This is a genomic window from Pseudomonas sp. NPDC089547 (genome assembly GCF_050280665.1).
Lineage (GTDB): Bacteria > Pseudomonadota > Gammaproteobacteria > Pseudomonadales > Pseudomonadaceae > Aquipseudomonas.
Genome location: NZ_JBNNVS010000031.1, coordinates 16720 through 30800 on the forward strand (window position 1 = coordinate 16720; position 14081 = coordinate 30800).

General features: G+C 62.4%; 10 protein-coding genes. 8 read left to right on the forward strand and 2 right to left on the reverse strand.

Annotation, left to right across the window (positions count from 1 at the left end; all coding sequences use genetic code 11):
* Nucleotides 1-145: 145 nt before the first annotated feature.
* The 7 genes from hslV to ACQKPZ_RS19715 all read left to right on the forward strand — a co-directional run bounded on the left by hslV (nt 146) and on the right by ACQKPZ_RS19715 (nt 7862).
* Nucleotides 146-676 carry an ATP-dependent protease subunit HslV gene (gene hslV, locus ACQKPZ_RS19685; RefSeq protein ID WP_003249309.1) on the forward strand — a complete coding sequence of 177 codons (531 nt, stop codon included), beginning with the start codon at nt 146-148 and terminating at the stop codon, nt 674-676.
* Between the two features lie 76 nt (nt 677-752).
* Entirely contained in the window at nt 753-2096 is a 1344-nt protein-coding gene (gene hslU / locus ACQKPZ_RS19690; protein ID WP_391126296.1) for an ATP-dependent protease ATPase subunit HslU, read from the forward strand.
* Between the two features lie 173 nt (nt 2097-2269).
* Nucleotides 2270-2647: a gamma-butyrobetaine hydroxylase-like domain-containing protein gene (locus ACQKPZ_RS19695; protein ID WP_427541293.1), complete on the forward strand. Its 378-nt coding sequence runs from the start codon at nt 2270-2272 to the stop codon at nt 2645-2647.
* Nucleotides 2648-2915: 268 nt separating this feature from the next.
* Nucleotides 2916-4595, forward strand: a complete 1680-nt coding sequence (phaC, locus tag ACQKPZ_RS19700; protein WP_391126301.1) for a class II poly(R)-hydroxyalkanoic acid synthase — start codon at nt 2916-2918, stop codon at nt 4593-4595.
* Nucleotides 4596-4657: 62 nt separating this feature from the next.
* A complete protein-coding gene (gene phaZ / locus ACQKPZ_RS19705) occupies nt 4658-5509 on the forward strand; it encodes a poly(3-hydroxyalkanoate) depolymerase (RefSeq protein WP_391126303.1) in 852 nt (283 codons plus the stop codon).
* Nucleotides 5510-5551: 42 nt separating this feature from the next.
* Nucleotides 5552-7234: a class II poly(R)-hydroxyalkanoic acid synthase gene (gene phaC / locus ACQKPZ_RS19710; protein ID WP_427541296.1), complete on the forward strand. Its 1683-nt coding sequence runs from the start codon at nt 5552-5554 to the stop codon at nt 7232-7234.
* Nucleotides 7235-7247: 13 nt separating this feature from the next.
* A complete protein-coding gene (locus ACQKPZ_RS19715; RefSeq protein WP_391126306.1) occupies nt 7248-7862 on the forward strand; it encodes a TetR/AcrR family transcriptional regulator in 615 nt (204 codons plus the stop codon).
* Between the two features lie 121 nt (nt 7863-7983).
* On the opposite strand, the gene ACQKPZ_RS19720 is transcribed toward ACQKPZ_RS19715, so the two are convergent.
* Together ACQKPZ_RS19720 and ACQKPZ_RS19725 are read right to left on the reverse strand one after the other, a co-directional pair.
* Nucleotides 7984-8760: a phasin family protein gene (locus ACQKPZ_RS19720; protein ID WP_391126308.1), complete on the reverse strand. Its 777-nt coding sequence runs from the start codon at nt 8758-8760 to the stop codon at nt 7984-7986.
* Nucleotides 8761-8770: 10 nt separating this feature from the next.
* A complete protein-coding gene (locus tag ACQKPZ_RS19725; protein WP_427541299.1) occupies nt 8771-9190 on the reverse strand; it encodes a phasin family protein in 420 nt (139 codons plus the stop codon).
* A 178-nt stretch (nt 9191-9368) separates the two neighbouring features.
* Here ACQKPZ_RS19725 and ACQKPZ_RS19730 point away from each other — a divergent pair, with 178 nt between their 5' ends.
* The gene (locus ACQKPZ_RS19730; protein WP_427541301.1) at nt 9369-14072 is read left to right on the forward strand and encodes a hypothetical protein; all 4704 of its coding nucleotides are present in this window, start codon (nt 9369-9371) and stop codon (nt 14070-14072) included.
* The last annotated feature ends 9 nt before the right edge of the window (nt 14073-14081 follow it).

Consider the following 14081-nt stretch of genomic DNA (forward strand, 5'->3'; position numbering starts at 1 on the left):
TCGCGACACAAGGCCGCTCCTACATCGACCGCGCCTGGCTTGCAGAGCGAGCCGACCATTCATCCCCCACGGTTGAAATCCTTCCCCCCACCCCCATATGAGTCTGCATCAGGCACTTTCGCCCCGCTGCGTGGAGACTCTCCCCTTGACCACCATCGTTTCTGTCCGCCGTAACGGCAAAGTCGTCATGGGTGGCGACGGCCAGGTATCCCTCGGCAACACCGTAATGAAAGGCAACGCCAAGAAAGTGCGCCGCCTGTACCACGGCCAGGTCATTGCGGGCTTCGCCGGTGCCACCGCCGACGCCTTCACCCTGTTCGAGCGTTTTGAAGGCCAGCTGGAAAAACACCAGGGCCACCTGGTACGTGCTGCCGTCGAGCTGGCCAAGGAATGGCGTACCGACCGTTCCCTGAGCCGCCTGGAAGCCATGCTGGCCGTGGCCAACAAGGACGCCTCCCTGATCATTACCGGCAACGGCGACGTGGTCGAACCCGAAGACGGCCTGATCGCCATGGGTTCCGGTGGTGCCTACGCCCAGGCCGCAGCCCGCGCCCTGCTGAACAAGACCGACCTCTCGGCCCGTGAAATCGCCGAAACCGCCCTGAACATCGCCGGCGACATCTGCGTGTTCACCAACCACAACCTGACCATCGAGGAGCAGGACCTGGCCGACTGATTCAGCTGTTCTGGCGCCCCGTCCCGGTGATGGGGTTTTTCCACGCTGAATCATCTGCCCAAGGACCGTACTGACCATGTCCATGACCCCCCGCGAGATCGTCCACGAACTCAACCGCCACATCATCGGCCAGGACGACGCCAAGCGCGCCGTGGCCATTGCCCTGCGCAACCGCTGGCGCCGGATGCAGCTGCCTGCCGAGCTGCGTGCCGAAGTGACCCCGAAGAACATCCTGATGATCGGCCCGACCGGCGTCGGCAAGACCGAAATCGCCCGTCGCCTGGCCAAGCTGGCCAACGCCCCGTTCCTCAAGGTCGAAGCCACCAAGTTCACCGAAGTGGGCTACGTAGGCCGTGATGTCGAGTCGATCATCCGTGACCTGGCCGATGCCGCGCTGAAAATGCTGCGCGAGCAGGAAATCATCCGCGTACGCCACCGCGCCGAAGACGCTGCCGAAGACCGTATCCTCGACGCCCTGCTGCCACAGGCGCGCGTCACCAGCTTCAGCGAAGAGGCCGCGCAGACCAGCAGCGACTCCAACACCCGCCAGCTGTTCCGCAAACGCCTGCGCGAAGGCCAGCTGGACGACAAGGAAATCGAAATCGAGGTGGCCGATGCCGTAGGCGTGGAAATTGCCGCGCCACCCGGCATGGAAGAAATGACCAACCAGCTGCAGAGCCTGTTTGCCAACATGGGCAAGGGCAAGCGCAAAGCCCGCAAGCTGAAGGTAAAAGAAGCGCTGAAAATGGTTCGCGATGAAGAAGCGAGCCGCCTTGTCAACGAGGAAGAGCTCAAGGCCAAGGCCCTGGAAGCGGTCGAGCAGCACGGTATCGTGTTCATCGACGAGATCGACAAGGTTGCCAAGCGTGGCAATGTGGGCGGTGCCGACGTGTCCCGTGAAGGTGTACAGCGCGACCTGCTGCCACTGATCGAAGGCTGCACCGTCAATACCAAGCTGGGCATGGTCAAGACCGACCACATCCTGTTCATTGCCTCGGGCGCATTCCACCTGAGCAAGCCAAGCGACCTGGTGCCCGAGCTGCAAGGCCGCCTGCCGATCCGCGTGGAACTCAAGGCACTGACCCCGGAAGACTTCGAGCGCATCCTGCAAGAGCCGCACGCCTCGCTGACCGAGCAGTATCAGGCCCTGCTGAAGACCGAAGGCCTCAACATCGCGTTCCAGGCTGACGGCATCAAGCGCCTGGCCGAGATTGCCTACCAGGTGAACGAGAAGACCGAGAACATCGGTGCACGCCGCCTGCACACCCTGCTTGAGCGCTTGCTTGAAGAGGTGTCGTTCAGTGCAGGCGACCTGGCCAGCACCCATGACGAAACGCCGATCCAGATCGACGCGGCGTATGTGAACAGCCACCTGGGTGAGCTGGCGCAGAACGAAGACCTGTCGCGCTACATCCTGTAAGACCGCACGGGGCCGCTTTGCGGCCCTTTCGCGACACAAGGCCGCTCCTACAGGGGACCGCAATTTCCTGTAGGAGCGGCCTTGTGTCGCGATGGGCTGCAAAGCAGCCCCCCTTGCACATTCCCCCAAATCTCCAGAAGCTGTGCTTCATCAGCTCCGGAGAGATTCAGCCCATGGCCCGCCTGCCCACCGCCATCAACCTGCACAAAGCCTCAAAAACCCTCAGCCTCACCTACGCCCCCGGCGAAGTCTATACCCTGCCCGCCGAGTTCCTGCGCGTGCACTCCCCCTCGGCCGAGGTCCAGGGCCACGGCAACCCCATCCTGCAGTTCGGCAAGATCAACGTTGGCCTCAGTGGCCTGGAACCCGCCGGCCAATATGCACTGAAACTGACCTTCGACGACGGCCACGACAGCGGCCTGTTCACCTGGGAGTACCTTGAGCAGCTGTGCCTGCGCCAGGAACAGCTGTGGGCCGAATACCTCGACGAACTGCACAAGGCCGGAAAATCCCGCGACCCTGCCGAATCGGTGGTCAAACTCATGCTCTAGCGCAAGGCCTGCAGGGTTTAGAGCGCATTTTCTAAATTCATCTGTTTGAATGACTTACAGACAGCCCAGTGAAGGGCTGTCTTGCGCATTACATGAAAGTCGGGTAACCAATGGGTGTGGCAAGTTCCCTGCATCATTTTGCAGGCAGTCAGAACCCCCGCAGCACCGCTGTTCCTTATCACTGGTCACCCGAGTAGCAGTACCGGGCCAAGGGCTGCGCGCCGGCCAAAGCAACCGGTACTCGTCTCAGGACAACGGAGCGTCGTAGATGAGTAACAAGAACAACGATGAGCTGCAGCGGCAGGCCTCGGACAACACCCTGGGGCTGAACCCGGTCATCGGCATTCGCCGCAAGGACCTGTTGAGCTCGGCACGTACCGTGCTGCGCCAGGCCGTGCGCCAACCGCTGCACAGCGCCAAGCATGTGGCCCACTTCGGGCTGGAGCTGAAGAACGTGCTGCTGGGCAAATCCAGCCTGGCCCCGGAAAGCGACGACCGTCGCTTCAATGACCCGGCCTGGAGCAATAACCCGCTGTACCGCCGCTACCTGCAAACTTACCTGGCCTGGCGCAAGGAGCTGCAAGACTGGATCGGCAACAGCGACCTGTCGCCCCAGGACATCAGCCGCGGCCAGTTCGTCATCAACCTGATGACCGAAGCCATGGCGCCGACCAACACCCTGTCCAACCCGGCAGCGGTCAAACGCTTCTTCGAAACCGGCGGCAAAAGCCTGCTTGACGGGCTGTCCAACCTGGCCAAGGACATGGTCAACAACGGTGGCATGCCCAGCCAGGTGAACATGGATGCCTTCGAAGTGGGCAAGAACCTGGGCACCAGCGAAGGTGCGGTGGTGTTCCGCAACGATGTGCTGGAGCTGATCCAGTACAGCCCCATTACCGAACAGGTGCGTGCCCGCCCACTGCTGGTGGTACCGCCGCAGATCAACAAGTTCTACGTGTTCGACCTGAGCCCGGAAAAAAGCCTGGCGCGCTACTGCCTGCGTTCGCAGCAGCAAACCTTCATCATCAGCTGGCGCAACCCGACCAAGGCCCAGCGCGAATGGGGCCTGTCCACCTACATCGATGCGCTCAAGGAAGCGGTGGACGCGGTGCTGGCTATTACCGGCAGCAAGGACCTGAACATGCTCGGGGCCTGTTCCGGCGGCATCACCTGCACGGCACTGGTAGGCCACTATGCCGCCCTCGGCGAGAACAAGGTCAATGCCCTGACGCTGCTGGTCAGCGTGCTGGACACCACCATGGACACCCAGGTCGCGCTGTTCGTCGACGAGCAGACTTTGGAGTCGGCCAAGCGCCATTCCTACCAGGCCGGCGTGCTCGAAGGCAGCGACATGGCCAAGGTGTTCGCCTGGATGCGCCCCAACGACCTGATCTGGAATTACTGGGTCAACAACTACCTGCTCGGCAACGAGCCGCCGGTGTTCGACATCCTGTTCTGGAACAACGACACCACGCGCCTGCCGGCCGCCTTCCACGGCGACCTGATCGAAATGTTCAAGAGCAACCCGCTGACCCGCCCAGACGCCCTGGAAGTGTGCGGCACCGCCATCGACCTGAAGCAAGTGAAGTGCGACATCTTCAGCGTTGCCGGCACCGCCGACCACATCACCCCGTGGCAATCGTGCTACCGCTCGGCGCACCTGTTCGGCGGCAAGATCGAGTTCGTGCTGTCCAACAGCGGCCACATCCAGAGCATCCTCAACCCACCAGGCAACCCCAAGGCACGCTTCATGACCGGAGCCGACCGCCCGGGTGACCCGGTGGCCTGGCAGGAAAACGCCACCAAGCACGCCGACTCCTGGTGGCTGCACTGGGAGAGCTGGCTGAGTGAACGTGCCGGGGAGCTGAAAAAAGCCCCGACCCGCCTGGGCAACCGCGCCTATGCCGCCGGCGAAGCGTCACCGGGCACCTACGTTCACGAGCGTTGAGTTGCGTTGCCGTGGCCGCCACAGGCGTGCCACGGCACTTTTTTCACGACAGAGTCGAACGCATGCCGGAACCCTACATCTTCAGGACCGTCGAACTGGACGACCAGTCCATTCGCACCGCCGTCCGCCCGGGCAAGCCGCACCTGACCCCGTTGCTGATCTTCAACGGTATCGGCGCCAACCTGGAGCTGGTGTTTCCGTTCATCGAAGCACTGGACCCGGATCTGGAAGTCATCGCCTTCGACGTGCCCGGGGTCGGTGGTTCGTCCACACCGCGCCACCCTTATCGTTTTCCTGGCCTGGCCAAGCTGACTGCGCGCATGCTCGATTACCTGGACTACGGCCAGGTCAGCGCCATCGGCGTGTCCTGGGGCGGTGCCCTGGCCCAGCAGTTCGCCCACGATTACCCGGAACGCTGCAAGAAACTGGTACTGGCCGCCACTGCCGCGGGCGCAGTCATGGTACCGGGCAAGCCCAAGGTGTTGTGGATGATGGCCAGCCCCAGGCGCTACGTGCAGCCCTCCCATGTGATCCGCATTGCGCCAATGATCTACGGGGGTGCCTTCCGCCGCGACCCAGACCTGGCCATGCACCATGCGTCCAAGGTGCGCTCCGGTGGCAAGCTGGGCTACTACTGGCAGCTGTTCGCCGGCCTGGGCTGGACCAGCATTCACTGGCTGCACAAGATAAACCAGCCGACGCTGGTGCTGGCCGGGGACGACGACCCGCTGATCCCACTGGTCAACATGCGCCTGCTGGCTTGGCGGATTCCCAATGCCCAGCTACACATAATCGACGATGGCCACCTGTTCCTGATTACCCGGGCCGAGGCCGTCGCACCAATCATCATGAAGTTTCTCCAGGAAGAACGTCAGCGCGCGGTCATGCACCCGCGCCCCGCCTCTGGCGGTTGATTGTCGCTGCCCAGGCATCGGGTAAGACGAGGGAGTGTTGCCATGACAGACAAACCGGCCAAAGGAACGAAAACGCTCCCCGCCACCAGCATGAACGTACAGAACGCCATACTCGGCCTGCGTGGGCGCGACCTGGTGTCTACCCTGCGCAGGGTGGGCCGCCACGGCTTGACCAACCCCGTGCACACGGCCCGACACTTGCTGGCGCTCGGCGGCCAACTCGGTCGCGTGATACTGGGCGACTCGCCCTACCAGCCCAGCCCGCGTGACAGCCGCTTCAGCGACCCGACCTGGAGCCAGAACCCATTCTACCGGCGCAGCCTGCAGGCCTACCTGGCCTGGCAGAAGCAGACCCGCCTGTGGATCGACGAGAGCCACCTGGATGACGATGACCGGGCCCGTGCGCACTTTCTGTTCGGCCTGATCAATGACGCGCTGGCACCGAGCAACTCGCTGCTCAACCCGCTGGCCGTCAAGGAGCTGCTCAACACCGGAGGGCAAAGCCTGGTGCGTGGCGTGGCGCACTTGCTCGACGACCTGCGCCACAACGACGGCCTGCCACGCCAGGTGGACGAGCGCGCCTTCGAGGTCGGTGGCAACGTGGCTGCAACGCCCGGCGCAGTGGTGTTTCGCAACGAGCTGCTGGAGCTGATCCAGTACAAGCCGATGAGTGAAAAACAGCACGCCCGGCCTTTGCTGGTGGTGCCCCCGCAAATCAACAAGTTCTATATCTTCGACTTGCAGGCGCACAACAGCTTCGTCCAGTACATGCTCAAGAACGGCCTGCAGGTGTTCATGGTCAGTTGGCGTAACCCCGACCCGCGCCACCGCGAATGGGGGCTGTCCTCGTATGTGCAAGCCCTGGAAGAGGCACTCAACGCCTGCCGCAGCATCAGCGGCAATCGCGACCCCAACCTGATGGGCGCCTGCGCCGGCGGGCTGACGATGGCCGCATTGCAGGGCCACCTGCAAGCCAAGCATCAATTGCGCAAGATCCGCAGCGCCACCTACCTGGTCAGCCTGCTCGACAGCAAGTTCGACAGCCCGGCCAGCCTGTTTGCCGACGAGCAGACCGTCGAGGCTGCCAAGCGCCGCTCGTATCAACGCGGTGTGCTGGACGGCGGCGAGGTGGCCAGGATTTTCGCCTGGATGCGCCCCAACGACCTGATCTGGAACTACTGGGTCAATAACTACCTGCTGGGCAAGGCCCCGCCCGCGTTCGACATCCTCTACTGGAACGCCGACAACACGCGCCTGCCGGCAGCGCTGCATGGCGACTTGCTGGACTTCTTCAAGCACAACCCGCTGACCCACCCGGCAGGCCTTGAGGTGTGCGGTACGCCCATCGACCTCAAGCAGGTCGATCTGGACAGCTTCACCGTGGCCGGCAGCAACGATCACATCACCCCGTGGGACGCCGTGTACCGCTCGGCCTTGCTACTCGGTGGCGAGCGCCGCTTCGTACTGGCCAACAGCGGGCACATCCAGAGCATCATCAACCCGCCCGGCAACCCCAAGGCCTACTACCTGGAAAACCCGAAACTGTCGGGAGACCCACGCGCCTGGTTCTACGAGGCCAACCGCAGCGACGGCAGCTGGTGGCCCTTGTGGCTAGAGTGGATCACGCCACGCTCCGGCCCGCTCAAGGCGCCGCGCACCGAGCTGGGCAACAGCACGTACCCACCGCTCGGCCCGGCGCCAGGCACCTATGTCCTGACCCGATGAGCCAGACAACTGGATGAAAACCCGCGACCGTATCCTCGAATGCGCCCTGCAACTGTTCAACCAACAGGGCGAACCGAATGTATCCACCCTGGAGATTGCCAACGAACTCGGCATCAGCCCGGGTAACCTGTACTACCACTTCCACGGCAAGGAGCCATTGGTGCTGGGGCTGTTCGAGCGCTTCGAGGAAGCGCTGATGCCCTTGCTGGACCCGCCCCTGGAAGTGCGCCTGGACGCCGAGGACTACTGGCTGTTCCTGCACCTGATCGTCGAGCACATGGCCCAGTACCGCTTCCTGTTCCAGGACCTGTCCAATCTCACTGGCCGCCTGCCCAAGCTGGCGCGTGGCATGCGCAGCCTGATCAACGCGCTAAAGCGTACGTTGGCGGCGCTGTTGGCCAGCCTCAAGGGCCAAGGGCTGGTGGAGAGTGAGACCCAGGCACTGGGGCAACTGGTGGAGCAGATCACCCTGACGCTGATGTTCTCGCTGGATTACCAGCGGGTACTGGGGCGCGAGGGGGATGTGGGGATTGTGGTGTATCAGGTGATGATGCTGGTGGCGCCGCATTTGCAGGCCCAGGCACGGGCGGCGGCGGAGCAGTTGGCGGTGAAATACCTGGAGGGGTAAGCCTGCTGGTTCGGCGGTGCGGCCTTCGCGGGCACGCCCGCTCCCACAGGTAGGTCACTGCTCTGAAGCACTGTGATTTACCTGTGGGAGCGGGCAAGCCCGCGAAGCAGGCGACGCGGTATCAGATCAGGGTACCGGTACCGGTTGGAGCCGACGGTGTGCTGCTGGCCGGAGCGGCGACAGGTGCCGGGGCCGCAGTTGCAGCTGGAGCTGCGCTGGCCGTTGGCGCTGCCGGTTTGGCGGCTGCCGGTTTGGCCGGCGCTTTCTTCACTGCGGGTTTCTTGGCTGCCGCAGGTTTGGCCGCTGCCGGTTTAGCCGCAGGCTTGGCGGCGACAGGCTTGGCTGCAGGTTTCGCCGCTGCCGTCTTGGCTGCCGGCTTGGCCGCCGCGGTTTTCGCCGCAGGCTTGGCCGCCGCAGTCTTGGCAAGGGGCTTGGCCGCTGCCTTGCTGGCTGCCGGCTTGGCCGCCGCAGTGCGCGACGAAATCGGCGTAACCGAAGCACCGGTCAGTTTCTCGATCTGCTTGGTCAGGCTGTCCACCTGCTGGTGCAGGGCCTTGATCTCGTTGCGGCTCGGCACGCCCAGGCGCGAGATGGCGCTGTTCAGGCGCTTGTCGAAGGCCTCTTCGAGTTCGCTCCATTTGCCCAGTGCGCGGTCCTTCACGCCAGACACGCGCGAAGTGGTGGACGACTTGGCGGTTTCAGCCACGTCTTCAGCGGTTTTCTTCGCCTGCTTCTCGGCCTTCTCGCCATCCTTCACCAGCGAGTCGAACAGCTTCGGGCCGTCCTGGTCGATCTTCGAATAGATTCCCAGCCCCGCCAGCCAGATCTTGCGGGAGTACTTCTCGATCCCGCCGACCCAGGAGCTGCCTTCTTTTTCGGTGTTCTTCTTGCCAGCCATCCTGCTCTCCTTATGGTTTGTGCGCGACGCGCTCAAGCAGCTCGTGCAGCTGTTCAAGCTTGACCGACAACGCCTCAACGTCATGTTTAGACGGAATGCCCAGGCGATTCAAGGCGCGCCCTACCCGTGCGTCGAAAGCTTTTTCGATCTTGTCGAGTTGAATTTCTACCTTGCCGCGTACGCGGCTGACTTCTTCTGCCGCTTCGTCGATCTGGTTATTGGCCGCATCAAGCTCTTTGTCGATGCGTTTCTTGCCACGTTTTTCGACGCCTTCGCCGGCCTTGACCAGCTCCTGGAAGTAGTCGGAGCCCTCTTGGCCAACACGGGCGTAAGCGCCAATGCCCGCCAGCCAGATCTTGCGCGCGTAGCCGCGCACCTCGCCCAAGGTGCCTTGGGCGTCGTCCTTCTTCTTCACATTCACTTTGGCCATGCTCTGTACCTCATGTTCATGAGTGGAGGGATGAACCGCCCATGGAGGTTGGGCTTGAGCATAAGGTAGGGAGATGAATTAGAAACTGCACCCTAAGATCACCACGCTGATCTATCTACCGCAACCGCTTCGGTCTGGCGCTTGAGCATTCAACTCTCTTTGACCGGAGCCTCATGCCATGCCCCAATCACCCGTCACTGCGTCCATTTCGTTCAGGCAAGAGGTAGCGAAGCAGTTCGCCAACCGCCCCCGCCTGCGCGCAGTCATTGCCACCGCGGCTTTCGACGCACTCGCAGCACGCTACCCATGGACCCGCAAGAACCATCCGCAGTTGCGGTCCCTGGAAGGCTTCAGCATCCTGCCCGGCGCGGATGAAGACCCACCGGCACCGCCAGGCAACCTGGTCGACATCTTGCTTGAGCATTTCCTCACCGGCCTGCCCATGGCGCTAAAGCCCACGGACCAGCTCAGCCTGGCCCCACCTGCCATCTTTCGCCCCCAGGAAGCCGCACCGACCATCGACATTCGCATGGCCGACCTGAACACGGCCTTCGACGATAGGCTGGCGACCCTCTGCGAGGCATTCCAGCAGGCACAAGTCAGTTTCTGGAACAGCTGCGAAGGCGACTCGGATATAACCCGCCTGCGCTGGATGCAGCAGATGCTGAGGGCCGCATTGTTCGCAACGCTTGAACGCCAAGGCCTGGACAGCGATCAGAAAGCCTTGCTGTACGCCATGCTCGCGCAAACGGGCACATCGACAAACGTGCAGGGTTTGCAGGTTTCGTTCAACACCCCAGGCACTACGGTGCAGCAGGTATTGCCGGACCTGCTTGTCACTGGCAAGAAAGACGCGGGCGATCTGCTGTTGTGGTGCAGGCCCTCTGGCACTGTACGTGGCTTCAACGGGCTTGCGGCCTTCGCCGTTGCCTTGCGCGAGGAGCTTTCCGGGCAGTATGCGTTCGACACGATGTCCTGGGCCTGCACTGCACTGGCCGAGGACCCGTTCGGCTACCAGGCCCGGCAACTGCTCAACGCGATGTTGCACCAGATTGACCGCGTTCAACTTGGCGCTACCGAACAAGCCAGTGATCTGGAGGAGCTGTTCAGCCGGCTGAGCGACCCCTCATCGACTTTCCCGGCGTGCTTCCACCTTGAGCAATCGACACCCGCCATCAGGCTGCCTGACTGGCTGGAGAACGCCACGGTGACAGATCGGTTCCAGTACCACACGGCGCTGCTGGAGCTGTCGGCGGAGCACATGCTGGCACAGGGTGAGTCGTCCCTGGACGGGATCGAAGACTTGCAGCAATTCACGATTCGCCGCCTGCGCGAACAGATGCGCGATGACCCCCCGTTCGAGCCGCCTTACGACCCTGATCAGGTGCAAATAACGATTTCACAGGTGGTGCAGACGTCCTCTGCGGGGCCTGCGAGACTTGAGTACCTGAAAACCATCAGCCTGACCGAAATGGCCATTTCGCGTCTGCCCCTGGGCAGTGATCAGGTAGCCTCGGCCATTCAATTGGCTGACCAGCAGACGCTCAGCAGCTGGATGAACCTTGACTATGTCCATGCACTGATCAGTGCCGTGGACGTTGGCGGCCACTATCCGCAATTTGTTCACGACCAGTTGCAAGCGGGGGCCGACACCGACAAACGCCGCCAGCGCTTTGCCCAGGAATGGCGTAGTGCCCTGCTGCTGAGTGCGTTACAGGCAAAGATCGGCGGGCAGTTGAGCGAGCGGACCTGGCAGGCCATCGCCGACTTTTGCCGCCGTAAGGCCAACAGCAGCGCATCGCTGAACCTGGCCCCCTTGGCATTCAACAGCGTGCCGGGTGGCCCGAAGGCCAACAAGGTGCATGGCATGTTCGTCATCGAGGTACCTGCTACTGCAACCTGGGTGCTTTACCGCCCCATGGCCACAGCACAGGCCGTCAGGCAGTTCGACAGCCGCAGCCAATTGATGGCAGCGATCCGGACCGAACAAGGCCTACAGCAAGACGTCCTCGCCTGGCTGGATGACGACGCCCACCCCATTTATGCCAATGACGGCTTCACCCACCCGCACCTGCACGCTGGCCTCACGGAGTTGGCGCACCTGCTGGGGCCGGCCTCCGCGCTGGCCGCAGATGTGATTGAGCAGCTGCGGGCCCCCGTCACCCTGGCCTTTACGCCATCGCCCGGTGATCTGGACCAGATGGTGTTTCAAGCCAGGGCCGACATGCTCCTGTTACTGGCTTCACGGCAGAGTGTTTCCAACGCCGAACAGCGCTGGGCGCTGGTGGTGCAGTTCGCATGGCTGGCGTTCAACACGGCCACGCCCCTGCTGCGAGGGCCGGCTGGTCTGGTTGCCTGGTTGGTCGCAGCCTTGCTCGGCATCAAGGATGACCTGGCAGCATTGACCCAGGGCAGCACCGAAGAAAAGCTGCTCGCCGGTAGCGACATCCTGCTGAACCTGGCCATGCTGCTGGCCCACGGGCCCATGACTGCCAGCCCCGAAGCTGAAACCGAAACAGCACTCCAGCCCGAGTCACGCCGCAAGCCCGGCGCATTTGCCAGGCAACCACCTGAACAAACAACCTGGCTAGCCCTTGCCGAGCAACCGCGGCCCGCAGCGCTGAATGTCAGCCAGTGGGGGCACGACCAGCGGCTCGGCAACCTGCCCCATGATGCCCGCGCGGCCCTCGACACCTTGCGTGCGAAGGTCAACCTGGACGGGCAGAGCGCACTGGCCAGCGGCCGTATGCGTGGCTTGTACAAGGTTGACGAGCGTTACTACGTAAAACTGCAAAATGTCGCCTATGAAGTGGAAGAGCGCTGGAGCGGCATGCGCATCATTGGCCCTCAGGTCAGCGAGAGCGAATGGTCGCAGACCTGGGGCGCTGAGCCAGACGGCTACTACATGGCTGGCCGCGAACGCAGCAACGGGCCTTGGCTGACGCGCTGGAACGGCGAATGGATGCTCGACCTGCACTTGCCGGGCGGCATGCCGAAAACGGCCAAGGCGCTGATCGATGAAAAGAAAGAAGCCTTCAGGAAAATGCTCGAAAGCCGAGTGGCGAACGACAGAAAACTCACCAGTACGGATACCTTCATCGATGGCTACCTGGAAAGGTTGAAAACCTACGACCAGGCGCACCTGGCATTCGAGAAGTCCCTGGATGATTACCCGGGCGTCGCACTCGACAGCCTGCCGGAACCACTGCAGGAGCAGCGGCAGGCGCTACGGGGCCTGCGCAACGAGGCTCGCGCAAACATCGAGGTACTGGCACTTACCTACGAAAAACAGGCTGGGCTGATCAGGGAGCAGGCGCAGCTTTACGCCAGCATGAGCGACCCGAAATACGCCAGGTTCGACCCCAAGGGCGCGGCCTCATTTGCCCGTGGCCAGTGGTGGGAGCAGCTGCTGACCGCCGACCTGCAGCAGTTCCGCCGCCTGCTCGACATCAATGACTACGAAGCGCTCAAACGCCAGTCGCGTCGGCTGGTGCAGCTGCCTTTCGGCCAGGAGCAGGCACAGCTGTACCTGGACTACAGCAAGAACATCGAGGCAGCACTGGCTACCCATAGGCGCCTTTTCAACGTCAGCCAACGCCTGGACCAGAACCTCAGCGAGGCACTGACAGATGGGCAAATCCAGTTCTCGGGCAAGCGCAAGAAACTCGACACCATCATCAACAACCGGCGCTACTCAACCCTGATCACCCGTGGCCAGATCCTGAGCGATCTGGTTCAACTGGTCGTGAGAAGGCACCAGCTGACTGCAGAAAACTTCGAAAGCACCCTGCTCGCGCAACAAGACCTGCGCAGCAAGCATTTGCACGAAGCCCTGCTGAGCCACGACAGCCTCACGGCAGCCCACCTGAAGCCAGAAGAGCAGAAAGAGCCGCTGGAGAGCGCACTGCGCGAGTACAAGCTGTCACTGGGCAATGCCGAGTATTTGCTTTCACGCGATATTCCTGCGGTGGACAGCAGCCGGTTGAATGAATACATCGGCGAGATCAATGCATTGATCAACCTGACCGAGCATGACCTCGCCGTCGTCTCGGCTGCTGCCGACACACAGGATGCGCTGCCCGAACAACCGCTGACCCACAAGGTACGCCCTGCCAGACGCAAAATCATCCGCACCAGCCGGGGCCGAGCCCTGGTCGTCGAGGAGGCTGATGAGGGCAGCGAAACCGTGCAGATCGACCCGCTGACCGAACAGACCGTTACGCGCTATCAGCAACAGGGCGATCACTGGGAAGCCGTGCCGCAACGGATGCCCGCACCTGACTACGTTCGCCTGCGCCGTACCGGCAATGACCTGCTGGGCCAGAAAAGCGCCAGGATAGCCCACGCCTCCCGCCATCTGGACGGGCCCAACAGCCTGGCGGACCTGCTTGAATTCTATGTACAGGACATGTCTGAGGTCGCCGTGCAGTTGAGAGCTGGCCCGGAGCAAGGACACTCACTGGCCAGCCGGCTGGAGCAGGCGATTGACGAGGTACAGGAAGACAAACAGCGCCTGTTGACCAGCGCCTACCTTGGCACCCAGCACCCGGACAGCAGGGCTTTGCGTTTCCTGGTGGAAGCACACGAAGTCGAGGTCAGGCTGAGCAAAAGCCGCAAGAAGCTCAAGGCCAACGACTTTCTGGATGTCTATGACATTTATCGCCTGCAACCCAGGCAAAAGCTTTGGGAAGCGCACTTCCACTACACCAGCGCCAGTGCCGCTGCCCGTCGCTTTGCGAAAGGCCATTTGAAGTTCCCGAACACCATGAGCCGTGACGAGCGTTTGCAGCGGGCACTGGCCGCCACGGAGCGCTATCAAATTTATCGGGGTGATCTGCGCCTGGAGCAGATCGAGGGCCTTATCCCGTTCCCCGACAACTGACAGCAGCGG

What these genes read in the sequence shown, in the direction of transcription:
- hslU (WP_391126296.1), top strand. Translation starts at nt 753, where the DNA reads ATGTCCATGACCCCCCGCGAGATCGTCCACGAACTCAACCGCCACATC.
- ACQKPZ_RS19695 (WP_427541293.1), top strand. Translation starts at nt 2,270, where the DNA reads ATGGCCCGCCTGCCCACCGCCATCAACCTGCACAAAGCCTCAAAAACC.
- phaC (WP_391126301.1), top strand. Translation starts at nt 2,916, where the DNA reads ATGAGTAACAAGAACAACGATGAGCTGCAGCGGCAGGCCTCGGACAAC.
- phaZ (WP_391126303.1), top strand. Translation starts at nt 4,658, where the DNA reads ATGCCGGAACCCTACATCTTCAGGACCGTCGAACTGGACGACCAGTCC.
- phaC (WP_427541296.1), top strand. Translation starts at nt 5,552, where the DNA reads ATGACAGACAAACCGGCCAAAGGAACGAAAACGCTCCCCGCCACCAGC.
- ACQKPZ_RS19715 (WP_391126306.1), top strand. Translation starts at nt 7,248, where the DNA reads ATGAAAACCCGCGACCGTATCCTCGAATGCGCCCTGCAACTGTTCAAC.
- ACQKPZ_RS19720 (WP_391126308.1), bottom strand. Translation starts at nt 8,760, where the DNA reads ATGGCTGGCAAGAAGAACACCGAAAAAGAAGGCAGCTCCTGGGTCGGC.
- ACQKPZ_RS19725 (WP_427541299.1), bottom strand. Translation starts at nt 9,190, where the DNA reads ATGGCCAAAGTGAATGTGAAGAAGAAGGACGACGCCCAAGGCACCTTG.
- ACQKPZ_RS19730 (WP_427541301.1), top strand. Translation starts at nt 9,369, where the DNA reads ATGCCCCAATCACCCGTCACTGCGTCCATTTCGTTCAGGCAAGAGGTA.